At 66.7% G+C, this 20,843-nt stretch carries 19 protein-coding genes and 1 pseudogene; 12 read left to right on the forward strand and 8 right to left on the reverse strand.

What is annotated here, in order from left to right:
* Positions 1-236 precede the first annotated feature (236 nt).
* The 3 genes from WOA58_RS00005 to WOA58_RS00015 are packed head-to-tail and all read left to right on the forward strand — an operon-like array spanning position 237 to position 3,083.
* A complete protein-coding gene (locus tag WOA58_RS00005; RefSeq protein ID WP_340602069.1) occupies positions 237-1,247 on the forward strand; it encodes a TRAP transporter substrate-binding protein in 1,011 nt (336 codons plus the stop codon).
* Positions 1,240-1,788: a TRAP transporter small permease gene (locus WOA58_RS00010; protein WP_340602070.1), complete on the forward strand. Its 549-nt coding sequence runs from the start codon at positions 1,240-1,242 to the stop codon at positions 1,786-1,788. The genes WOA58_RS00005 and WOA58_RS00010 overlap by 8 nt, the downstream gene beginning before the upstream one ends.
* On the forward strand, positions 1,785-3,083 hold the full coding sequence (locus WOA58_RS00015; RefSeq protein WP_390220488.1) for a TRAP transporter large permease: 1,299 nt from the start codon (positions 1,785-1,787) through the stop codon (positions 3,081-3,083). Before WOA58_RS00010 ends, WOA58_RS00015 begins: the two co-directional genes overlap by 4 nt.
* A gap of 48 nt (positions 3,084-3,131) precedes the next feature.
* On the opposite strand, the gene WOA58_RS00020 is transcribed toward WOA58_RS00015, so the two are convergent.
* Positions 3,132-4,802, reverse strand: coding sequence for an aldehyde ferredoxin oxidoreductase family protein (locus tag WOA58_RS00020; RefSeq protein WP_340602072.1), 1,671 nt, complete (start codon positions 4,800-4,802; stop codon positions 3,132-3,134).
* 240 nt (positions 4,803-5,042) lie between these two features.
* Between WOA58_RS00020 and WOA58_RS00025 the strand changes: the two genes are divergently transcribed.
* From WOA58_RS00025 to WOA58_RS00045, 6 genes and pseudogenes are all read left to right on the forward strand, one after another.
* Positions 5,043-6,041: an agmatinase family protein gene (locus WOA58_RS00025; protein WP_340602073.1), complete on the forward strand. Its 999-nt coding sequence runs from the start codon at positions 5,043-5,045 to the stop codon at positions 6,039-6,041.
* 318 nt (positions 6,042-6,359) lie between these two features.
* Entirely contained in the window at positions 6,360-7,886 is a 1,527-nt protein-coding gene (locus WOA58_RS00030) for an AAA family ATPase (protein ID WP_340602074.1), read from the forward strand.
* 6 nt (positions 7,887-7,892) lie between these two features.
* The gene (locus tag WOA58_RS00035) at positions 7,893-9,236 is read left to right on the forward strand and encodes a hypothetical protein (protein WP_340602075.1); all 1,344 of its coding nucleotides are present in this window, start codon (positions 7,893-7,895) and stop codon (positions 9,234-9,236) included.
* Positions 9,237-9,241: 5 nt separating this feature from the next.
* A pseudogene (locus tag WOA58_RS19035) lies at positions 9,242-9,433 on the forward strand (hypothetical protein); the annotation flags it as partial.
* Positions 9,434-9,544: 111 nt separating this feature from the next.
* Positions 9,545-10,204, forward strand: a complete 660-nt coding sequence (locus WOA58_RS00040; protein WP_340602076.1) for a nucleotidyltransferase domain-containing protein — start codon at positions 9,545-9,547, stop codon at positions 10,202-10,204.
* Positions 10,201-10,692 carry a hypothetical protein gene (locus WOA58_RS00045; protein WP_340602077.1) on the forward strand — a complete coding sequence of 164 codons (492 nt, stop codon included), beginning with the start codon at positions 10,201-10,203 and terminating at the stop codon, positions 10,690-10,692. The genes WOA58_RS00040 and WOA58_RS00045 overlap by 4 nt, the downstream gene beginning before the upstream one ends.
* Positions 10,693-10,825: 133 nt before the next feature.
* On the opposite strand, the gene WOA58_RS00050 is transcribed toward WOA58_RS00045, so the two are convergent.
* From WOA58_RS00050 to WOA58_RS00075, 6 genes are all read right to left on the reverse strand, one after another.
* A complete protein-coding gene (locus WOA58_RS00050; RefSeq protein ID WP_340602078.1) occupies positions 10,826-12,826 on the reverse strand; it encodes an AMP-dependent synthetase/ligase in 2,001 nt (666 codons plus the stop codon).
* Positions 12,827-12,956: 130 nt separating this feature from the next.
* Positions 12,957-13,865 (reverse strand): AEC family transporter, encoded by a 909-nt coding sequence (locus tag WOA58_RS00055; protein ID WP_340602079.1) that lies wholly within the window; start codon positions 13,863-13,865, stop codon positions 12,957-12,959.
* Between the two features lie 78 nt (positions 13,866-13,943).
* Complete coding sequence (locus tag WOA58_RS00060) at positions 13,944-14,351, reverse strand: sensory rhodopsin transducer (RefSeq protein ID WP_340602080.1); 408 nt, start codon at positions 14,349-14,351, stop codon at positions 13,944-13,946.
* Entirely contained in the window at positions 14,348-15,616 is a 1,269-nt protein-coding gene (locus WOA58_RS00065; protein WP_340602081.1) for a D-arabinono-1,4-lactone oxidase, read from the reverse strand. Before WOA58_RS00065 ends, WOA58_RS00060 begins: the two co-directional genes overlap by 4 nt.
* A 51-nt stretch (positions 15,617-15,667) precedes the next feature.
* Complete coding sequence (locus WOA58_RS00070; RefSeq protein WP_340602082.1) at positions 15,668-16,039, reverse strand: sensory rhodopsin transducer; 372 nt, start codon at positions 16,037-16,039, stop codon at positions 15,668-15,670.
* Positions 16,040-16,120: 81 nt separating this feature from the next.
* Positions 16,121-17,020: an MBL fold metallo-hydrolase gene (locus tag WOA58_RS00075; RefSeq protein WP_340602083.1), complete on the reverse strand. Its 900-nt coding sequence runs from the start codon at positions 17,018-17,020 to the stop codon at positions 16,121-16,123.
* A gap of 93 nt (positions 17,021-17,113) precedes the next feature.
* Between WOA58_RS00075 and serS the strand changes: the two genes are divergently transcribed.
* Entirely contained in the window at positions 17,114-18,493 is a 1,380-nt protein-coding gene (gene serS, locus WOA58_RS00080) for a serine--tRNA ligase (protein ID WP_340602084.1), read from the forward strand.
* 68 nt (positions 18,494-18,561) lie between these two features.
* Entirely contained in the window at positions 18,562-19,710 is a 1,149-nt protein-coding gene (locus WOA58_RS00085) for an MFS transporter (protein ID WP_340602085.1), read from the forward strand.
* On the opposite strand, the gene WOA58_RS00090 is transcribed toward WOA58_RS00085, so the two are convergent.
* Positions 19,698-20,015, reverse strand: coding sequence for a nuclear transport factor 2 family protein (locus WOA58_RS00090; protein ID WP_340602086.1), 318 nt, complete (start codon positions 20,013-20,015; stop codon positions 19,698-19,700). The two genes, WOA58_RS00085 and WOA58_RS00090, sit on opposite strands and share 13 nt — an antisense overlap.
* A gap of 76 nt (positions 20,016-20,091) precedes the next feature.
* Between WOA58_RS00090 and WOA58_RS00095 the strand changes: the two genes are divergently transcribed.
* A complete protein-coding gene (locus WOA58_RS00095; protein ID WP_340602087.1) occupies positions 20,092-20,598 on the forward strand; it encodes a DUF367 family protein in 507 nt (168 codons plus the stop codon).
* Positions 20,599-20,843 lie beyond the last annotated feature (245 nt).

Here is a 20,843-nt window from a genome sequence, read left to right on the forward strand (position 1 = left end):
GAACTGATCGAGCGCGACGCCGAACGCGGACTGGCGACGCTCTGTGTCGGCTTCGGGCAGGGCGCGGCCATCGAGTTCTCCCGATAACCCCCGCGACCGGCGGGGCGTCTTCCTTTCTCCTCGCCATCGTTTAGTATCGACCCGGAACGTTCCTTATCAATACCCATCGATCGCCGGCCGGGGCTTCGTTTCGGCGAAAGTGGTTCGTGACATCACGGATCGCGTGATCACGACCCATGACAGGACCACCTCTCACACGGCGGGCGGCCCTGCGGGCCGGTGCCGGCATTGCCAGCGCTGGCTCGTTCGCCCTCGCGGGCTGTCTCGGCGGGGCCGACGAGGGAACGGGCGAGCTGACGATCGCCAGCTCCTTCGAGCCCGACCACGTCAACGTCATCGCCGCCGAGCGCTTCGCCGAGCGGATCGAGGAGGGGACCGACGGGCGGCTCTCGATCGAGATCGTCGCGGGCGGGGCCTACGGTTCCGAGGACGAGATCAGCGAGATCGTCAACCAGGGCGGCGTCGAGGCCCACGCGGCCGGTAGCGTCCCCTACTACCTCTACGCGCCCGAGTACTGGTTCTTCGGCTGCCCGCTCGTGATCGACGACTACGAGCATCTGCTCGAGCTGACCGAGGGCGAGGCGTTCTCGGAGGCCCGTGAGCTGTTGGCCGAGCGGGGCAACCAGCGCCCGATCGGCCGGCAGATCTACCGTGGCGAGCGTCACACCACCGCCAACCGGCCGATCAGGGAGCCCGACGACCTCGCCGGGCTGGACCTCCGGCTCCCCGAGTTCGACCCCTGGGTCGCGATCTGGCAGGCGATCGGCGCCCAGCCGACGCCGATCGCGCTCGACGAGCTCTACAGCGCGCTGCAGGTCGGCACCGTCGACGCGACCGAGGGCGACGCCGACCAGATCAGTTCCGTCCAGCTGAACGAGGTCCAGACCCACCTGAGCATGACGGCCCATCAGATCGCCAACGGCAACCTCTACGTCAACGACGGGTTCTTCCGGGGGCTCGACGAGGCGTATCGGGAGCTCTTCTTCGAGGCCGGCCACGAGGCGACCGTCGAGGCCACCGAGCTGGCCATGGAGCGCGAGCAGGAGCTGCTCGACGAGCTCGCCGACTCGGGAATGACGATCGTCGACGACGTCGACCGGGAGGCGTTCCGCGAGGCCGCGCGGCCGGCGATCGAGGAGTTGTTCGAGACCGACTGGGCGGGCAGCTGGGAGGGCATCCGTGGGTAGCGATGCCGGCGGCAACGACTCGATGCAGGTCGACCAGGCGCTCTCGCTGCACGACGACTCGCTCTTCGACCGGGTCGTCCTCTACGCCGCCACGGCGCTGTTCGCCTCGACGATCGCGCTCGCGACGGTGCAGGTCGCCGTTCGGCAGTTCGGCCTCGAGCTGTTCGGGCTGGCCCACTGGACCGAGCCCGCCGCGCGCTACGTGCTGATCGTCGCGACTTACCTCGGGGCCGCGGTCGCCTCCCGGAACGGCGAACACATCAAGATGGAGTTCCTGCTCGATCGCCTGGAGAACCACTACCCCCGGGTGCGGCGCGTCCTGGACCTGCTGGTGGCGGCGCTGGTCGCGACCTTCGTCGCGGTCGCGCTGCGGGGCACCGCCGGCAGCGCCGCGGCGGGCTGGGAGACCTCGATCGGCGGCATCGGCTTCGTCACCGCCGGAACGCTCTATCTGGGCATCGCCTGCGGCCTCGCGGTGATGCTGGTCTACGAGCTGGGGAACCTCGCCGATCGCCTGCGGGCACTGGGGGGTGAGGGCTGATGGAGCTCGCGATCATCGGCCTGCTCTTTCTGGGGACGCTGCTCGCGCTGTACGCCGCGGGCATGCCCGTCGCGGTCGCGATGGGGCTGACCTGTCTGGTGATCATGGTCTCGCCGTACGGCGACGGGATCAACTACGGGCTAATCAGCACGCAGCTGCTGTTCGGGCTCAACAGCTTCACGCTGCTCGCGATCCCCTTTTACCTGCTTTTGGGCCGGCTGATGAACCACATCGGGATGACCCAGCGCATCTTCCGGTTCGCGGGCGCGCTCGTCGGGCAGTTCCGCGGCGGGATCGCACAGGTCAACGTCCTCGCCAGCATGATCTTCTCGGGGATGTCCGGGCTGGCGCTTGCCGACGCCGCCGGGCTGGGCCGCGTCGAGTACCGCGCGATGCGCGACCACGGCTACGACAAGGGCATCTCGCTGGGCGTCTCGGGGTCGTCGGCGATCATCGGCCCGATCATCCCGCCGAGCGTCCCGATCATCATCTACGCGGTGCTCGCCGAGGAGTCGATCGGCGAGCTGTTCCTCGCGGGGATCGTCCCCGGCCTGCTGCTCGGCCTGCTGTTGATGGCGCTGGTGTACGCCCTCGTGGTCCGCCGGGAGTACGACGCGCGCGAGCCCTTCGACCCCGAGGAGCTGAAAGAGAGCTTCATCGGGGCGGCCGCGGCGATCCTCACGCCGCTGATCATCGTGCTCGGCATCCTCTCGGGCTACTTCACCGCGACCGAGGCCGGCGCGGTCTCGGTGGTCTACGTGATCCTCGTGGGGATCGCCTACGGCGAGCTCACCGCGGGCGGGCTGTATCGCGAGCTGCGCGACAGCGCCGTCGAGACGTTCTCGCTGACGTTCATCGTCGCGGTCGCGGCGCTCTACGGGCTGATCGCGCTCCAGCTCCAGCTGCCGACGCTGCTAGCTGAGGGAATCGGCGCGGTGACGACCGACCCCGTCGGGGCGCTGTTGTTGATCGTGCTCCTGTTGCTCGTCGTCGGGACGTTTATGGAGACGATCGCCGCGATCACGATCCTCGTCCCGATCCTGCTGCCGGTGATCGAGCTGACGGGGATCGACCCGGTCCACTTCGGGATCGTGATGATCCTCACGCTGATGCTCGGGCTCCTGACCCCGCCGTTCGGCGTGATACTGTTCGTCCTCGAGAAGGTGACCGACGCCAGCCTCGAGGAGGTGATGTACGCCGTGATCCCGTTCTACCTCCCGATCCTGGTCGTGCTGCTGCTGGTCGTGCTGTTCCCCGGGCTCGCGACCTACGTCCCCGGGCTGATGCCCGGATAGGGCGGGAACGGGAAGGGAATCGAACGGGCTCCCCGCACCCGCGCGGTCTCAGTCGTCCGCGGAGGCGCCGGCCGAGACGGTGCCGTCGTCGTTCCAGCCTCGGACCGCGTAGTACTCCGTGAGGGCGTCGTCGAACCCGTCGAGCTGGTCGGCGTACGGCAGGGTGTCGTCGCTTCTGTCGAAGCCGCGCTCGTTGTTGAACTCGCGCTCCATCTCGACCACGCGCGCGCCGACCTCGAGCAGCTCCTCGTGGTCGACCCCGAACAGGCCCTCGTAGCGCTCGGGGTTCATGACGCCTCTCGAGAAGCGACAGACGATGCCGCAGTCCTCCAGCGCGCGGGCGTTCTCCTGTTCGACGATCGCCTCGGGCTTGCCCTCGAAGCCGCCCTGCGGGAAGGCGTCGTCCTTCCCAACTAACGGATACTCCCAGGCGTAAAAGGTCGAGTACATGTGGTCCGCCCCTCGGTTCGCGACCGCGTAGGCGAGCCCCTGCCCGTGGAGGGTTCGGCCCTCGTGGCCTGCAAAGGAGAGGTGCTTCACCGTCCAGTTGCCGACGCCGAGCTCCTCGTGGGCGCGGCTGATCCCCTCGGCGAGGGTGTCGCCGATCCCCTCCCGGTGGGCGATCTTCTCGACCGTCTCGTGGATCAGCTCGGCGTCGCCGAAGGCGTCCTCGCTCGCGAGATAGCCGGCGACGGTGTTGCCACACGAGATGGTGTCCATGCCGAGCTCGTCACAGAGCTCGTTCGACTGCATCACGTCGACGATGTCGTCGATCGCGCAGTTCGAGCCGAAGGCCATGACGGTCTCGAACTCGGGACCCTCGGTCTCGAGGCCGCTCTCCTCGTCCTTCGTCGGGAGCTTACAGGCGAAGGCACACGCCGAACAGGTCCCCTTCTTGAACTTCTTCTCCTCGACGCGGTCGCCGTTGATCCCCTCCGCGCCCTCGAACTGCTGCTCGGAGAAGTATCGAGTGGGAAGGCCGTTGACCTCGTTCGCCAGGTCCGTCACCGAGGTGGTACCCTGGCGTTTCATGATGTGATCCGTGGTGGCGGCCTCGCGATGGACGTCGTTCTGGACGTTGGGGATCTCGATCTCGGGATGCGAATCGCCGTCGAAGGTGATCGCCTTGACGTTCTTCGAGCCGAGGACGGCACCGAGCCCGCCCCGGCCGAACGCGCGGGACTCGGTGGTCATGATGGAGGCGAACCGCACGAGGTTCTCGCCGGCGGGGCCGATCGCGACGGCGTGTTCCTCGTTCAGGTCGCGTTCGTCCTCGACGTACTCCGTTACCTCGGAGACGAGCGCGCCCTCCAGATCGGGGACCGGATCGAACTCGATTCCTTCATCGGTGATGTGGATCGCGACCGGCTCGTCGCTCTCTCCTTTGAGTTCGATCGCGCCGTAGCCCGTCCCGGCGAGGTTCCGGGAGACGAACCCGCCGGCGTTCGAGGAGACCAGTCCCTCAGTCAAGGGTGAGAGCGCGGTCGCGTTCGTCCGCCCGGTGTAGCTCATCCGGCTGGCCTGCATCGGGCCGGTGGTGAAGAACAGTCGGTTCTCGGGTCCGAGCGGGTCGGCGTCGAACGGCGTTCGTTCGAAGGCGAGCTTCGTCCCGACGCCCCGCCCGCCGATGAACTCCGAGAGAGCGTCGTCGATCTCCTCGGTCTCGTGGGTCTGCTCGGTCAGGTCGACCGACAGCAGCGGCCCCTCTGCGTGAAGCATGTCCCGGGGTTCGGCACCCTCACCAATAAAGATACGCAGGCCTACTCGACGGTCGGCTCCGGGGACGTGTCGGCGAGCCACTGCTCGAGCTTCTCCTGCGGCGGCGGGCCGGTGAGGAGGCCCACGCCGACGAAGAGGACGAGGCTCGTCGCAGCCCGTAAACGGTCGAACGTATAACTGGATGCCCGTCATCGAATCAGACATGCACGAACCCGACGACGGCAGGACGGAGGCCGAGCGATGAGCGACACCCCCGCCGCGCGGTTCCGGGAACGGGTGCCCGAATCGGACGTCGAGCTCGCCTACGCCGGGCTGAACACCTTCCTCAAGGGCGAGCCATGCGACGTCGAGGAGCTTTCGGGAGCGGACGTCGGCGTGCTCGGCGCGCCCTACGACGGCGCGGTGAGCAATCGCCCGGGCGCGCGCTACGGCCCCGAGGCGATCCGCCGGGCCAGCGCCTGGTGGGCGTACCTCTCGGGCTACAAGGGCGGGCTGACGAACATGGGAACCGGGGAACAAGTGGACTTCTCGAAGATCTCGATCGCCGACTGCGGCGACGTTCCCGTCTTCCCGATGGACCGCGAGACGACCGCCGAGAGCATCACCGCCCACGTCGCGACGGTCGCCAAGCGGGCGTTCCCGGTCGTGCTGGGCGGTGATCACTACTGTACGTACCCCGCCGTCCGGGGGTTCGCCGAGGGGATCGACGCCGATTCGGTTGGGCTCGTCCAGATCGACGCCCACACCGACACCGTTTCCGAGAGCGCCGTCTTCGGCGAACACTTCCACGGCTCGAGCACCCACCACATCGCTGACTCCCCCTACGCGGAGTACGAAAACGTCAGTCAGGTCGCGATCCGGGGCTACGAGAGCCCCGCGTTCTTCGACTTTGCCGACGAGGTGGGCCTGAACCTCTTCACGATGAACGAGGTGCGCGAGGACGGTATCAAGCGCGTGGTCGAACGGGCCGTCGCGGCCGCCGCCGAGGGCACCGACGCCGTCTACGTCACCTTCGACATCGACGCGGTCGATCCGTCCGTGGCTCCCGGGACGGGGACGCCGGTTCCGGGCGGGCTCTCCGCCGAGCAGGCGCTCTCGACGATGGACGTTCTCGGGAGCAGCGATGCGGTCGGGGCGGTCGACCTGATGGAGGTCGCGCCGACCTACGACCCGACCGAGGGGACCGGGCGACTGGCAGCGTATCTGTTGGTTCGATTTTTGGAGCGGAAGTTCGCCTAAACGCTCGATACTTCTTCGACAACGATCGCGGTCGCTCGTTCATAGGCGTCGTCGAAGCTATCGACATCACTCAAACGGATCCAGCGGCTGGAGAACTGCCGACCGCACCCTGTATCGCGATCGCACTCGAGAACGACTTTCCAGCCGGATGCCTCGTCTTTCAGGCCGTATAAGATTCGCTCGTTACACCGAGGACAACGTGCAGATTCGTGTCGGTAGAGGTACATCGGAACTTCTGGTCCCCTGTTCACTTCTAAAACTTCGGACGAGAGTAGAGGAAAGCTAAAGGCACCGTGTCGAGGAGAGAATTGAAAGGACATGTCCTACGATGGTCCCCGGATATTTCAAGCGCCGTACGGGAACAAGGCGGCACTGGAGAACTTTCGGAGAACTGTTATCGACGGTATTCCGGTGGACCAGATCGAGCAGTATACGGATCGGAGCTTCGAGACCGATCGAGCTCGACTCTGGGGCACGAAGGAGACTGTTCGAGGGAAGTGGAAAGGGATCGAACCGGGCGACTTCCTGATCTTCTACCGGAACGGTACGTACGAATACGCGGTAGAAGTCGTCGCTACCGAGGAGAACGAACCGCTCGGGCGAGCCGTCTGGCCGAACCACGGAGATGGCAGCCCATGGATCTGTATCATCTATCTCAACGAACCGATCGAGCTCGGTATCGATTCAAGTCTTGTTCACGACCTCGCCGGTTACGACATCGACTACCCGATGGGGTTCAGCCCGCTGAACGAGATGGGGATCGGCGGCATCAGGGGGAAGTTCGGTTCGGTGGAGGAGTTCGTTCACGGATCGGAGCCCGAATCCGGTAGAACGGCTCTCGATCCTCGAAAGCAGGTACGGGCGAACGTTCCGGAATCGGCCCTGTCGGAACTGTATTTTCCCAACGATGGGGCGGCAGAACTCGTCGAACAGATCAACGCCGCGATCAACGCGGGAAAACATCTCGTCTTCACCGGACCTCCCGGGACTGGAAAAACGGAGATCGCCCGCCGGGTGTCCGAACACCTCGTCGACGAACACGGCGACCTCTACACCGATTACCAGCTCACGACGGCGACGGCCGACTGGTCGACGTTCGAAACCGTGGGCGGGTACATGCCCGAAGAGACGGGCGACGGCGACCTATCGTTCGAACCCGGACAGGTTCTTCGACGCTTCAAACGAGGTGGTGAACAACGAAACGAACTGCTGATCGTCGACGAGATCAATCGCGCGGATATCGACAAATCGTTCGGTCAGCTGTTCACGCTGCTTTCGGGGCAAGCGGTTCAACTGCCATATAAGCGTGGAGGCGAGGAAATCGAGATCTTGCCGGCGGATCGAACCGAAGGGGAGCCGAGTGTTCATGAGTACGTCATGCCGACGTCGTGGCGGATCCTGGCGACGATGAATAGCTACGATAAAACCTCGCTCTACGAGCTCTCGTATGCGTTCATGCGTCGATTCGCATTCATCCACGTTGACGCACCCGACATACCCGAGAAACCGGATCAGCGACTCGAGTTGCTGCAGAGATATGCCGATATGTGGCAACTCGAACCGGACGAAGAGACCCTCCGAATCGTTGGCGGGGTATGGAGGGCGACCAACTCGACCATCGACGGTCGGAAGATAGGCCCTGCGATCGTACGGGACATACTCGCTCACGTTCTCGGCTCCGATGCCGGGGTCGAAGCGGCGAGTACGCAGGCCGTGACCAACTACGTGTTCCCTCAACTGGAGGGCGTCCCCAAACGAGAACAGATCGTCACAGAGATAGCGAGGGTCGACGGGATCGACGAGACGCGGCTGGAACGACTGGGACGCGACGTACTGGGGGTTTGATCTGGAATGGATAGGCAGGAACTCCTTGACCAGCTGACTCAGGACGTTCTCGCGTACGTGATGCACGGCGGGTTCTCCGAGGACCGACTGGCCAGCGAGATCAAACCCGACGGCTTAGACGAACGGTTCGATGACTACGAGAGCTTGATCCGACTTCACTTCGTCCTCCAACCGGACGTCGTCGATTTCGTCGAATCGCTGCCCCAGCGTCTGCGTAGCGTGAAGACTCAGACGAAGAACACAACCAGAACGAGTCGTGGCCGAGTCGACGGACGTATCGACTGGTCCGCGACGGTTCGGAAGCGCAACTCCAGAAACCCTCGTGACACGTCGTTATTCGTCTGCCAGAACCGATCGGAGAGCTACGACACCGATGAGAACGTCGTTCTGAAGCAGCTCCTCTCAGTTATCTACACGACGCTGATCGACTGCGAGCAGTACTTCAAACGGGAGTACGAGTGGGTGACCGACCGCTGGCGGGAGAACCTCGAACTGGTCGATACCATGACCGACCTGTTCGAACGAAACGTACACGTCACGAGGATTAGGGAGCCGGAGGAGTACGAGCCGACCGAACGGATGCTGCAGCGTACTGCTGGCTCCAGGGAACCGATCTATCGGGAAGCGGTAGATCTCCTGCGGACGTATCGAAGCAGTCTCGCCGGAGAGGAAGCAGCGATTCGGGAGCTACTCGATGAGACGGCTATCACACCGAACGACGAGGAGACGCTGCTCGAACTGTTCGTTCTGTTCCGTTTCATTTCCACGATAGAAGATCTCCGTGGCGACGAGTTTCGTCTTCGAACGATCGAGTCGGGTTCCCAGGAGGTCGCCCGGATGGGAGGCGAGGACGCGGAGGTCGTCCTGTACCACGACAACTCCGCCTACGACCGCGGGCTTCGTTTTGCACCATCCGAACCGGACAAGGAACGTTCGAGCCTCTCTCGTGCAGAGATGGTGAAGCGGGAGGCACGAGAGGTGGCAGCGGAATATTTCGGGACGGACGTTTCGTCAGTGTGGACGAAGCGGCCCGATGTAATCGTTCTCGAGGTTCAGGGGGGCGACCGAACGGAGTACCTGATCACGGAGATCAAGAACTCCTCGAGACGGGAGACGATTCAACAGGGAATCGAGGAGACGCTCGAATATCTCGCGTTCCTCCAACAGGATCACGAGTTCGTTTACGAGGACGACACCGATTACTTCGGTCCTGGCTGGAACGGTCTTCTGGTGGTTCAGGACATCGAGGAAGAGACGAGAGACCTCCAAAACCAACGGTCGATCAGAATCCTACAGGCAAGCGAAGTCCAGGAGCGACTCGAAGAGGTCCTCCGGAACGTCGCGATATAGACCCCGAGGAGCGAAAGCGCCTGCAGGCGGAGATCGACGCGGCGGCGTTCCACGCCTACGGGCTGGATAGTGAGGAAACGCGGTTCGTTTGTGACGATTTCCACCGGGTTCAGAATCCTCGATTGATGACCGACGACTACTTCGACCTCGTCGTGGAGAACTATGACGCACTGGCCGAGGAAGGGCCGAAGCCGTAGAGTGGATTCGAGCGCGGTGGTGGGCCACGTGTTGCTCCCGCGAGCGAGGAACGGAGTGGCGAGGGACACAACTGTTATATGCTGTATAACGCGTTATACCAGGTGTAACGGATGTACGTCGAACTACGGCTCCCGCTCCCGGACGAGCAGGTCTTCCGGTACGAGGCGATGGACGACGTCCTTGAGATCACGGCGACGAACCCAACGACGGAGTTCTCGAACCGTGACCTCCAGTCGCTCACGGGGTTCGGCGGTCCGAGCGTCAGCAAAGCCCTCTCGCTGCTCGAAGCGATGGGGCTTCTCCACAGGCGCGACACCAGCACGAAGTCGCTCTACCGGATCGACGAGCGCCGGCTCCACGACCCCGAGGATCCGTTTCTCGCGATCCCACAGGCCGAGTTTCGCACGCCGCTCGAACGGTTCGCAGAGCGGATCCGCGAGAACGTGCCGATGGTCGTCGGCATCGTCTGCTTCGGGAGCGTCGCACGGGGCGAGGCCGATCGCGCGAGCGACCTCGACGTGTTCGTCCTCGTCGAGGAGGACGACACGCTGGTGAGCGCACGGCGATCGATCGCCGAGATCAAGCGCGACCTCGAATCGGAACGGATCGACGGCCAGCGCTACGAGTTCGAGGTGTTCGTCGAGTCCGTCGAGAGCGCCCGTCGTCGGGGCGAGGACCTCCTCCCGATCCTCGGAGGGGGGGTCGTCCTCTACGAAACCGACGCCTTCCGACGAGTGACGGCGGAGCTGTTCGGTGGTGAGACGGCGTGACGTCGAAGCCTCTCGACGCCGCGCTCGCGGACGCGGAGGACGCCTTTCAGCGAACCCCGGAGAACCCCGAATCCGGACTCGAACATATCACCGACCCGGCCGTTCTCCAGCTCCGAAAGGCGTGTCGACTCCTCGATGCGGCGCGGTTTCTCCTCGATCGGAACGGGCATTTCACCGTCGTTATCGAGACGTCGTTCGTTGCGATCGAACGATCGATACAGTTCTATGTCGAAGAGAAGGGCCACGACGTCGCCGGGCAGCGCCATACCGAAGTGTACGAACTTGGGGTACGGACCGGACTGTTCTCGGAGGAGATCGCGGATCGGCTCGAAACGCTCTGGACGGAGAACCGCTCCGAGTCGTACTATCGAACCGGGATCGCCGGTGAGTATCGGGCGACCACGATGTACGACGTCGCCGAAGCCGTTCACGACGAAGTCGTCGCGCTCACGAGAACGCGGGACTGTCTCTGTGAGGGAACACTGTAACCATCGAACGGGGACGGTCTTCGTCAGCGAGACAGAGGGTTCCCACCGCTCGCGAGTGCGACGTGGCGGCGGCTCACCGCGACCTCGATGTCCTGTTCGAGAGGGGTCGGGCGCCGAGCAGTCCTCTCCGGAGCTACTCCCCGTAGATCGCCTCGATCTCGTCGGCGAACCGATCCAGGATGTTGCGGCGTTTCTTCTTCATCGTCGGCGTCAGCATGTCGTTGTCCTCGGTGAACTCCTCGGGGATCACGCGGAACTGCTTGATGCGTTCGTGGGACTCGAAGCCCTCGTTGACGCGCTCGACCTCCTCATCGATGCGCTCCTTGACTCGCTCGTCACGACAGAGCTCGCGCTCCTCGTCGGGGAGGTCGATCCCCTCCGTCTCGGCCCACTCGCGGACGCCCTCGACGTTGGGGACGATCAGCGCGCTGATGAACTTCCGGCCGTCGCCCATCACCATACACTGCTCGACGACCTCGCTCGCGGCGAAGGCGTCCTCGATGGGCCCGGGCGCGACGTTCTTGCCCGTCGAGAGCACGATGATCTGTTTCGCGCGCTCGCGGAAGACGATGTAGTCGTCCGGGCGGACCTCGACGACGTCGCCCGTGCGGAACCACTTCCCGGAGTCCCCGGAGCCGCCGGCCGATCCCGCCTCCGGGTCGGCCCCCGGCACCTCGTCGGCGAACGCCTCCGCGGTGGCCTCCTCGTCGTTCCAGTAGCCGCGGGTGACGTTCGGGCCCCTGACCAGCAGCTCGCCGACCTCGCCCGCGGCCTCGCGGCGCTGGCGCTCGCCGACGACCCCTTCGTCGACGGCGATCTCGACGTCGGGCAGCGGCGGGCCGATCGTGCCGATCTCGGGGGCCTCGATCGGGTTGACCGAGACCACCGGCGCGGTCTCGGTCAGGCCGTAGCCCTCCAGGATGGGCATCCCCATCCCGTGATACAGCGCACAGAGCTCGGGGGAGAGGCTGCCCCCGCCGCTGATGAGGAACTCGATCTCCCCGCCCAGCGCCTCCTTGACCTGGCCGAAGACGAGCCTGTCGGCGAGCGCCTGCTTGCCTTTGAGAACCGGCCCCGGCGAGGGGGTTCGGTGGAACTCCTTGCCGACCTCGACGGCCCACTCGAAGATCCGCCGTTTGACGTCGGACTCGCTCGCCTGCGAGCGGATCGCGTCGTAGATCTTCTCGTAGACCCGCGGGACGCTCGTACTCGTCGTGGGCTGTACGGTTTGGAAGTCCTCCTGGAGGGTGTCCGGGCTCTCGGCGTACGCCACCGACGCGCCGCTGGCGAACATCAGGAAGTGGCCGGCGGTCCGCTCGAGGACGTGTGCGAGCGGCAGGAACGAGACCGCCCGCGTCTCGGGGGTGATCGAGGGCAGCCCCGCCGCCTCCTTGTCGGGGCGGGGACCGAACCGTTTGCGACACTGGTTGACGTTCGCCCGGAGGTTCCGGTGGGTGAGCTCGACGCCCTTGGGCCGGCCCGTCGTCCCCGAGGTGTAGATCAACGTCGCGAGGTCCTCGGGCTCGGTCGCGTCGATCCGCTCCTCGTAGGCCTCACGATCGAACGCCGCCTCGCCCCGGTCGTGGAGCTCCGCGAGCGTCAGGACGTCCTCCCGGTCGTCGTAGCCCTCGACCCGGTCCATGACGACGACGAACTCGAGGTCGAGCTCGTTCTCGACCGCGAGCACCCGCTCGAGGGTCTCTCCGTTCTCGACGACGACGCCCCTCGCGCCGGCGTCGGAGAGGAGATACTCGGCCTGGTTGGGCGAGGAGCCGGCATAGACGGTCGTGACGACCGCGCCCGCGGCGAGCAGCCCGAAGTCCGTCTGGGCCCACTCCATGCGGGTGTCGGCGAAGATCCCCACACGGTCGCCCCGTTCGACGCCGAGTTCGCGAAAGCCCGCCGCGAGGTTCCGAACGACCGACGCCATCCCGTCGTAGGTCAGCTCCGCGAACTCGCCGTCGCCGGCCCGCGGGATAACGCCCGTCGTCAGCGACCGATCGTAGACGCCGCCCTTGTACTGCTGGGCGACCTCCTCGCCGTTCCGGGCGACGCTCTCCTCGAAGGCCCGGGGCAGCGTCGACTCTCCGATCACCTCGTCGGTGTACTCGCGTTCGGCTTCCCGCCAGTGCATACCCCACCCGTTCTCGGGGCGCCGGCAAAAGTATGCCGTTAACTCGATACATCGATCATGGAGTTTATTCGGAACCGACCGACGGCAGCACCGGGTCGAGCGAAACCCCGTCAGTATCGGCGCGCTACCGTCACCCGATCAGCGTGATGAGCACGAACAGCGTCGCGACCGAGACGAGCGTCGTCCCGAAGACGTTCAGCGAGGCGAACTCCCTGTCACCCCCGAGCTCGGTCGCGAAGACGTACGTCGAGACGGCCGTCGGCGTCCCGAGCATCACGACGCTGGCGGTGAAGGTCGCGGGATCGACCGCCAGCGTCGAGAAGACGATCCAGGCCAGAACCGGCATGCAGACGATCTTCAGCCCGATCACCGAGCCCGTCGCGCCGAAGTCGATCGACGAGGCGTCGACCTGCAGGGAGGCGCCGACACAGAGCAGGGCGAGGGGAAGCGCGAGCGAGCCGACGGCGTCGAGGCCGACCGCGACGGTCCCGGGAACGACGATCCCCGAGGAGCCGACCGCGAGCCCCACGAACAGCGAGAGCAGGACGGGGTTCTTGATCAGCCCCGTCAGCTCGCCCGCGATCGCGGCGTCGGCGTCGTTCATGACGACGAGGATCAGGACGGTGAGGGGCACCTGCACCAGCGAGACCACCCCGAGGATCACGCTCGCGACCGCGGTCACGTCCGCGCCGAACGTCGCGGCGACCAGCGGCAGGCCCAGATAGCCGAGGTTCGAGTGGTACGACTGGACGACTGCGACGCTCCGGCGGGCCGTCGAGGAGCGCTCGCGGTGGATCAGCCAGGCGATCGCGGCCGTCGCGAACAGCACGGCCATCAGCCCGCCCAGCAGCCGCACGGAAAGCAGCTCGCCGATCGCCTGGTCGTAGGTCGAGACGAAGATCAGCGCCGGGAGCGCGCCGTAGTAGGCGGCGGCGTTGAGCCATTCGGTCCGCTCGTCGTCGAGGACGCCCGACGAGCGCAGCCCCGCCCCTACGAGCAGGACGGCGAGCAGCGCCAACAGTCTGATGAGGACCTCCATGGGTATCGTACCGTGTTCGCGTCCGTTACCGTTCGGATCCGTGGGGAGGGTTCCCGCGACCCCGGCGGTCGATCGCGATCACTCCCCTCCCCGCTCGTCCCCGCTTTCGCCGTAGGCGACCGTCGAGAACGTCGCGTTCTCCGACTGGCGGCTGTCCCCCCGGCTGAACTGGACGACGATCGGCACGTCCGACTCGACGACGGCCCCGTAGCCCTCGCCCAGCGGCGGCGCGTACGGGTCGATGAGGTCGTTGATCCGGACGTGTCGAACGCGCCGGGGCGCGACGGTGAGCGGGTAGGGCCCCGCTTCGTGCCCGTCGACGTAGTGGAGCGTGAGTTCGACCGTCGCCATCTCCCCGCCGGCGTTCAACAGACAGAGCCGGTCGTGGCTGACCATCTCCGGCTCGGGGCCGGTGCTGTCGGTCGGGACGTGCCCGCCGGGCACCTCCCAGCGTCGCTTCCCGATCGGCTCGTCGGGGTCGCTCATCCCCGGACCCCCCCGCTCGGGGCCGTTCGGTCGGCCGCCACGCCCCCCAGGAGATCGGCGAGGTACTCGGAGGTGAACACGCCCTCGGGGTCCAGTTCGCGCCGGACCTCCTGGAACCGGTCCCACTCGGGATACAGCTCGCTGAGCTCGGGTGCCCGGAGCGTGTGGTTCTTCCCCCAGTGGGGCCGGCCGTCGTACTCCCGGAAGATCGGCTCGATGTCCTCGAAGTACTCCTCGTGATCGAGCTCGGCGTTCTGGATGCAGGAGATCGTCACCGTCTCGCGGTCGTACTCCGTCGAGAGGTAGGTCTCGTCGGCCGCGACGGTCCGCACGAGCAGCCGCCAGCCGACGTCGCTTCGCCAGCGCTCCTTCACCCGGTCGCGCACCTCGAGGAAACACTCCTCGCCGACCTCCCGCGGGACGGCGTACTCCATCTCCTCGAACTTCCGGCCGATCTCGTTGTGTGCGGGGATGGCCTCGTGCCACCAGTTGGTGTCGAGCTCGACGAGCGTCGCGTACTCGAGGTCCGACGCGTCGGTGCCGCCGCCGGGCGGGTTGAGCAGCCGGAGCTTGACCTCGTCCGATCGGGGGTACCAGTAGAAGTCGAAGTTGCGGTTCTCCTCGACCAGCTCCTCGAAATGCCCCCAGGCGTCCTCGAAGCGTGCGCAGTACTCCCGGCGCTGGAGCTTGTAGGTCGGCCGCACGTCGAGGCGCAGCTCGGTGAGGATCCCCAGCGAGCCGAGCGACACCCGCACGGCGTCGAGCAGGTCGGGGTCGCTTTCCGCGTCGAACTCGCGGACCTCGCCGGTCCCGGTGACCAGCCGCCCGCCGACGAGCGAGCCCGCGAGGTTCTCGAACGCCGGCCCCGTCCCGTGGGTGCCGGTGCCGACCGCGCCCGCGACCTTCTGGAGGGTCACGTCGCCCAGGTTCTCCATCGCGAGGTTCCGCTCGTGGAGCTCCGTCACGGCCTCGTCGAGCGTCGTCCCGCCCCGGACCGTCGCCGTCCCCGCGTCGGCATCACAGGAGACCAGTCCGGTCATGTTCCCGAGCGAGACGACGACGTCGTCGGTCTCGACGACCGGCGTCCACGAGTGGCCCTCGCCGGCGACCCGGACGGTCCGCCCCTCCTCCGCACAGCGGCGCACGATCGCCCGGAGCTCGTCCTCGTTCTCGGGTTCGAGGATCCGGTCCGGTTCGAAGGAGACGCTCCCCGACCAGTTCGTCCACGTCGCGTTCGCTTCCTCGTCGCGTGGTTCTTCGTCCATAGTAGAGTCCTGAGGGAAACGGTCGTTCGTCCTCGCTGTCGACGCCGTCCGCTATGAGTCGCCCGGGTGGGCGATCGTCGAGAGCAGCGCGTTCTCGGCCTGTCGGGAGTCCAGCCGGGTGTGCTGGCAGACCACCGGAACGTCCGACTCGATCACAGTTGCGAAGTCCTCGCCCCGCGGGATCGGCTCGGGCTCCTCGAGGTCGTTGAAGCGGATGTGGCTGGTCCGCTCGGCCGGCACCGTCTCCTCGTAGGGGCCGACCGGCTCGCGGTCGGTGAAGTAGACGGTGATCTCGACGGTCGCGTCCTCCTCTTGAGTGTTCAGCACGCAGACGGTGCCGTGGCTGGTCATCTCGGGCTCGGGGCCGGTGCTCCCCTCGGGGATGAACCCCTCCGGGATCGCCCAGCTGTGTTTGCCGACCATGGTTCTCGGTTCGGACGAGGCCCGACGGCCGCATAAGACGTCGGCCTGTGTCCGCAGGCAGGGCCCGCTCCGGGTCGGGGCTCAGGAGCCCAGATAGACGAGCGCGCCCCGAACGTTGAGGCGCTCCTCGGCGCGGGCCTTGTGCTCGCCCCAGACGTCGGCCATGTCGGTCTCCTCGGCGAAGTGCTCGATCACCGCCTCGTCGTCGTCCAGCTCGGCGCGCTTCTCCTCGACGCGTTCGACCCAGTCGGTCAGGGTTCGCCGGTAGTCGTCGAGCAGCTCGTCGCTCGCGGGCGCGGGCCCGAAGTGGCCGAACAGCAGGGTGTCGGGACCGAGCGCCCGGAGCGTCTCGACGTCCGCGAGACAGCCCTCCAGGTCGAAGTTCGGCGGCGGGGAGGTCTGGCGGACCTCGCCGCGATCGGGCACCCAGATCCCCCCGGCGTCGCCCGTCGCCACCGCCCCCGCGTCGGGATCGTGGTAGACCACCTGGTGGGGCGCGTGGCCGGGCGCGTGGTGGACGTCCAGCGCCCGGTCGCCGAGGTCGATCGTGTCGCCGTCGGAGAGTTCCGTGATCCGGTCCTCGGGGACCGGCTCGGGCTCGACGTAGTACTGCCACTGGTCGCCGACCGCCCGCTTGGTCCCCTCGATCAGCCGCTCGGGATCCGCGAGGTGGGGCGCGCCGATCTCGTGGACGTATACCTCGGCGTTCGGGCACTCCGCAGCGAGGTAGCCCGCCCCGCCCGCGTGGTCGAGGTGGACGTGCGTCGGCGCGATGACTTCCAGCTCCTCGGGAGCGATGCCGGTCCCTTCGAGCGCTTCCAGGATCCGCTCGTAGTTGGTCCCGATCCCGGTGTCGATCACCGCGGGGCGCTCGGCGTCCACGATATAGACCGAGCCGTAGCCCGCGGTGTCGTACATGCCGGTATCGAGGTAGTAGTAGTCCGGACAGCTCTCGACGGGACGGTAGTCACCGATTGCCATACCCGAACCGCGAGCCGAGGGCTAATAGGGATTGATCATCCGACCCCGAGGCCGATACGCTCTTCTCCCCGGGCGCAGAAGCGGGGGCCAAGAATGCTCGACCGGACGATTCTCCGCGAGGACCCCGAGACGGTGCGGTGGGCGCTCGACGCCAAGGGCGTCGACGTCGACTTCGACGAGGTCCTCGCCGTCGACGAGGAGTGGCGCGAACTGAAGGCCGAGGGCGACTCGCTTCGCCACGAGCGAAACGAGGTCAGCAGCGAGATCGGCCAGCTCAAGGCGGAGGGCGAGGAGGAGGCGGCCCAGGAGGCGATCGATCGGTCGAGCGAGCTGAAGGCCGAACTCCAGGAACTCGAGGAGCGCGCCGACGAGCTCGAGGAACGCTTGGAGGAGGCGCTTCTGGAGCTCCCGCAGATCCCCCACGACTCGGTGCCCGTCGGCGACGACGAATCGGACAACGTCGAGCGCTACCGCGAGGGCTTTTCGGACCTCCGCGAACTCCCCGAGGAGGTCGTCCCCCACTACGACATCGGCGAGGAGATGGACCTGCTCGACTTCGAGCGCGGCGCGAAGGTCACCGGCGGGGGGTATCAGTTCGTCAAGGGCGACGGCGCCCGGCTCGAACACGCGCTGGTCCAGTTCATGCTCGACGTCCACCGCGAGCAGGGCTACACCGATGTGTTCCCGCCGATCCCGGTCAACAGCGCCTCGATGCGGGGCACCGGCCAGCTCCCGAAGTTCGCCGAGGACGCCTACCGCGTCGGCGCCCGCCAGGACGACGCGTACGACGACGACGACCTCTGGCTGCTCCCCACGGCGGAGGTCCCCGTCACGAACATGTACCGCGACGAGATCCTGCTCAACGAGGACCTCCCGCTCAAACACCAGGCGTTCACCCCGAACTTCCGCCGGGAGGCCGGCGAGCACGGCACCGAGACCCGCGGGTACGTCCGGGTCCACCAGTTCAACAAGGTCGAGCTCGTCAACTTCGTCCGGCCCGAGGAGAGCTACGAGCGCCTGGAGAGCCTCCTGAACGAGGCCGAGGAGGTCCTCGAACGTCTGGAGCTGCCCTACCGCGTGCTCGACATGTGCACCGGCGACATGGGCTTCACCCAGGCGAAGAAGTACGACGTCGAGGTGTGGGCGCCCGGCGACGACATGGACGAGGGCCCCGAGGAGGGCGGGCGCTGGCTCGAGGTCTCGTCGGTCTCGAACTTCGAGGACTTCCAGGCCCGGCGTGCGGGCATCCAGTTCCGCCCCGAGCACCACGAGTCCGCCCAGTACCTCCACACGCTCAACGGTTCTGGAGTAGCTGTCCCGCGCGTGATGGTCGCGATCCTCGAGTACTACCAGAACGACGACGGCACCGTCACCGTTCCCGAGGCGCTCCGCTCCTACATGGGCGGCCAGGAACTGATCGAGGGCCACGACCCCGTCGGCGAGAGCGCGCTCGGGACGGGCGACGGGGAGTGAGCTGAACGAAACCGGACGAATCGATCGCGACGCGGAGCTATTTAGCCCCTGGATCAGTGGCCCGGCATATGGAGCGTCGCACCCGATGGACGGCCGCGATATTCCTTTTCGTCGCGCTCGACGCCGCGAGCCTGCAGATACGGGGCGCGCTCCTCCCGCAGTTCGAGGCGACCTTCGACGTCTCGCCGAGCCTGCTCGGGCTGGTCGCGCCCGCGGGCACGGCCGGGCTCTTCCTCACCGTCCTCGTGGTCGGGCTCGCGGCCGGCCGGATCCGAGTCCATCGAACGCTTCTGATCGCCGTCCTCGGATCGGGGGGATTTCTGTTGGTCATGAGCGGCGCGCCGGTCTATCCCCTCTTCCTGGGCGCGCTGTTCCTCCACGGGCTCTCGCTGGGCGGCGTTCGCGCGCTGGATCGCGCGCTGTTGAGCCACCTCTACCCCGACCGGCGTGGCCGGCTGTTCACGCTGCACTCGCTGGCGTGGGCGATCGGCGCCGTCTCCGGGCCGGCGTTCGCGGCGCTCGTCGTCGCGTTCGCCGACTGGCGGGTCGTCTTCGCCTTGCTGGGGCTCGCGTTTCTCCCGATCGCGTTCTCGATCCGGGGACTCGACTTGCCCGAGCGCATGGAAAACGAGCGCCCGATCTCCCTGGAGGGGGCCGCCGACCTGGTCCGCGATCCGACGATCCTCGGGATGGCGGGCGCGCTGTTGCTCGTCGGCGGGATCGAGGGCGCGGTCTTCACCTGGCTGCCCTACTACGCCGGGACGTCGCTGCCGGCGGCGCTCGCGCCGTTGGCCCTCTCCGCGTACCTGCTCGCGTACGTCCCCGGCCGGGTGGCCTACACCGTGCTCGCCGAGCGGGTGGGCTACGCGCGCCTCTCGCTCGCCCTCGTCCTGCCGGCGATCCCGGCGATGTACGTCGCGTTCGTCCTGACGGAGGGGTACGCAATGCTCGCGGCGGTGTTCGTCCTCGGGCTGTTCATGTCCGGGCAGTTCCCCCTCCTGTCGGCGGTCGGCGTCGAGGCCGCAAGCGAGTACAGCGGCCCCGTGAACGCGATCTCGACGAGCGCGATCTACGTCGGGATGGCGGTCGTTCCCACCGTCATGGGCGTGATCGTGGGCGCTTACGGGATCGGGGTCGCGATGCTCGTCCCGGTCGCCCTCGTCGTCGGGGCGACCCTCCTGATCGCGGCGACCTGGTTCGCCGATCAGCGGGTGTAGGTGTGGATCGCCGCGATCCCCTCGTCAGCGAGTTCGAAGACGTCGACGAACCCGAACAGCTCCTCCCCGTCGGCGTCGAGCAGCCGTCCCCGGACGGCGACGCCCGCCTCGGACTCGAAGACGGCCCCGACCTCGTGACTGGTGTCGGTCATCGGCCTGTCATCGCGCATGAACCCGACGAACGCCTCGCGGCCCTCGATCGTCCGATCGGGGCGGTGGTGGGTGAACCCCGGCGCCAGCAGCGCGGCGAGTTCGTCGTAGGCGTGGGCGTCGATCGCGCGGTAGTACTCGCGGGCGGCGTCCATACCCCGTCCTCGCAGCGGCGCGAAAAGAGGGTGTCGGGACGAGGGGCTTTTGACTCCCGGCCGCCTCCCCCCGGTAGTGCAGATTCACGTCCGCTACGAGGGCGACGACGATCCCGAGAAATGCACGGCCCGCAAGCTCGCGCGCTTCGACCTCGCGGAGCTCCACCGTTCGGACCGCGCGACCCCCTACGGGATCGTCCTCAACCCCCACGCCGAGCGGGCGCTCTCGCCCGCGGACCGCGGGAAAACCGACCGGCTCGTCGCGCTCGACTGCTCGTGGGAGAGTGCGGGCGAGGCGCTGTTCTCGATGGCCGGCGAGCACCGCGCACTGCCCTATCTGGTCGCCGCCAACCCCGTGAACTTCGGCCGGCCGTTCGAGCTCACGACCGTCGAGGCGCTCGCGGCGGGGTTGATCGTCCTCGGCGAGCGTGAGCACGCGGAGGCGATCCTCGCGAAGTTCCGGTGGGGCCACACCTTTCTCGAACTCAACGACGAACCCCTCCGGCGCTACGCCGACTGTGCGGACTCGAGCGAGGTGGTCGAGGTCCAGGGCGAGTACCTCGACCGCGGCGAGGAGGCCTGATCGCCACGTCGCCCGGCCGCCCGATTTATTCCCCCTCGCGTCGAGAGCGAGGTATGACAGTCGAATCCGGAGCCGGAGCGTGAGCGAGCCGAAACGGATCCCGCTCGGTCGCCGGCTGGGCTCCCCCTCGAAGCTCGACCGCAGCCCGGCGTTCCTCGACCCCCTCCCCGGAGCGGATCGGTAGCCCGCCGCCGATCCACCTATGAAGAAAAAATCTATTCAATATAGTGTATAGAAGGTGTTAG

It is taken from the genome of Halalkalicoccus tibetensis, from assembly GCF_037996645.1.
GTDB classification, from domain to species: Archaea; Halobacteriota; Halobacteria; order Halobacteriales; family Halalkalicoccaceae; genus Halalkalicoccus; species Halalkalicoccus tibetensis.

Bases quoted from the DNA above. Each gene is read 5' to 3' on its own strand.
- WOA58_RS00005 (WP_340602069.1), top strand. From the start codon at position 237: ATGACAGGACCACCTCTCACACGGCGGGCGGCCCTGCGGGCCGGTGCC.
- WOA58_RS00020 (WP_340602072.1), bottom strand. From the start codon at position 4,802: ATGCTTCACGCAGAGGGGCCGCTGCTGTCGGTCGACCTGACCGAGCAG.
- WOA58_RS00025 (WP_340602073.1), top strand. From the start codon at position 5,043: ATGAGCGACACCCCCGCCGCGCGGTTCCGGGAACGGGTGCCCGAATCG.
- WOA58_RS00030 (WP_340602074.1), top strand. From the start codon at position 6,360: ATGTCCTACGATGGTCCCCGGATATTTCAAGCGCCGTACGGGAACAAG.
- WOA58_RS00035 (WP_340602075.1), top strand. From the start codon at position 7,893: ATGGATAGGCAGGAACTCCTTGACCAGCTGACTCAGGACGTTCTCGCG.
- WOA58_RS00040 (WP_340602076.1), top strand. From the start codon at position 9,545: ATGTACGTCGAACTACGGCTCCCGCTCCCGGACGAGCAGGTCTTCCGG.
- WOA58_RS00050 (WP_340602078.1), bottom strand. From the start codon at position 12,826: ATGCACTGGCGGGAAGCCGAACGCGAGTACACCGACGAGGTGATCGGA.
- WOA58_RS00055 (WP_340602079.1), bottom strand. From the start codon at position 13,865: ATGGAGGTCCTCATCAGACTGTTGGCGCTGCTCGCCGTCCTGCTCGTA.
- WOA58_RS00060 (WP_340602080.1), bottom strand. From the start codon at position 14,351: ATGAGCGACCCCGACGAGCCGATCGGGAAGCGACGCTGGGAGGTGCCC.
- WOA58_RS00065 (WP_340602081.1), bottom strand. From the start codon at position 15,616: ATGGACGAAGAACCACGCGACGAGGAAGCGAACGCGACGTGGACGAAC.
- WOA58_RS00070 (WP_340602082.1), bottom strand. From the start codon at position 16,039: ATGGTCGGCAAACACAGCTGGGCGATCCCGGAGGGGTTCATCCCCGAG.
- WOA58_RS00075 (WP_340602083.1), bottom strand. From the start codon at position 17,020: ATGGCAATCGGTGACTACCGTCCCGTCGAGAGCTGTCCGGACTACTAC.
- serS (WP_340602084.1), top strand. From the start codon at position 17,114: ATGCTCGACCGGACGATTCTCCGCGAGGACCCCGAGACGGTGCGGTGG.
- WOA58_RS00085 (WP_340602085.1), top strand. From the start codon at position 18,562: ATGGAGCGTCGCACCCGATGGACGGCCGCGATATTCCTTTTCGTCGCG.
- WOA58_RS00090 (WP_340602086.1), bottom strand. From the start codon at position 20,015: ATGGACGCCGCCCGCGAGTACTACCGCGCGATCGACGCCCACGCCTAC.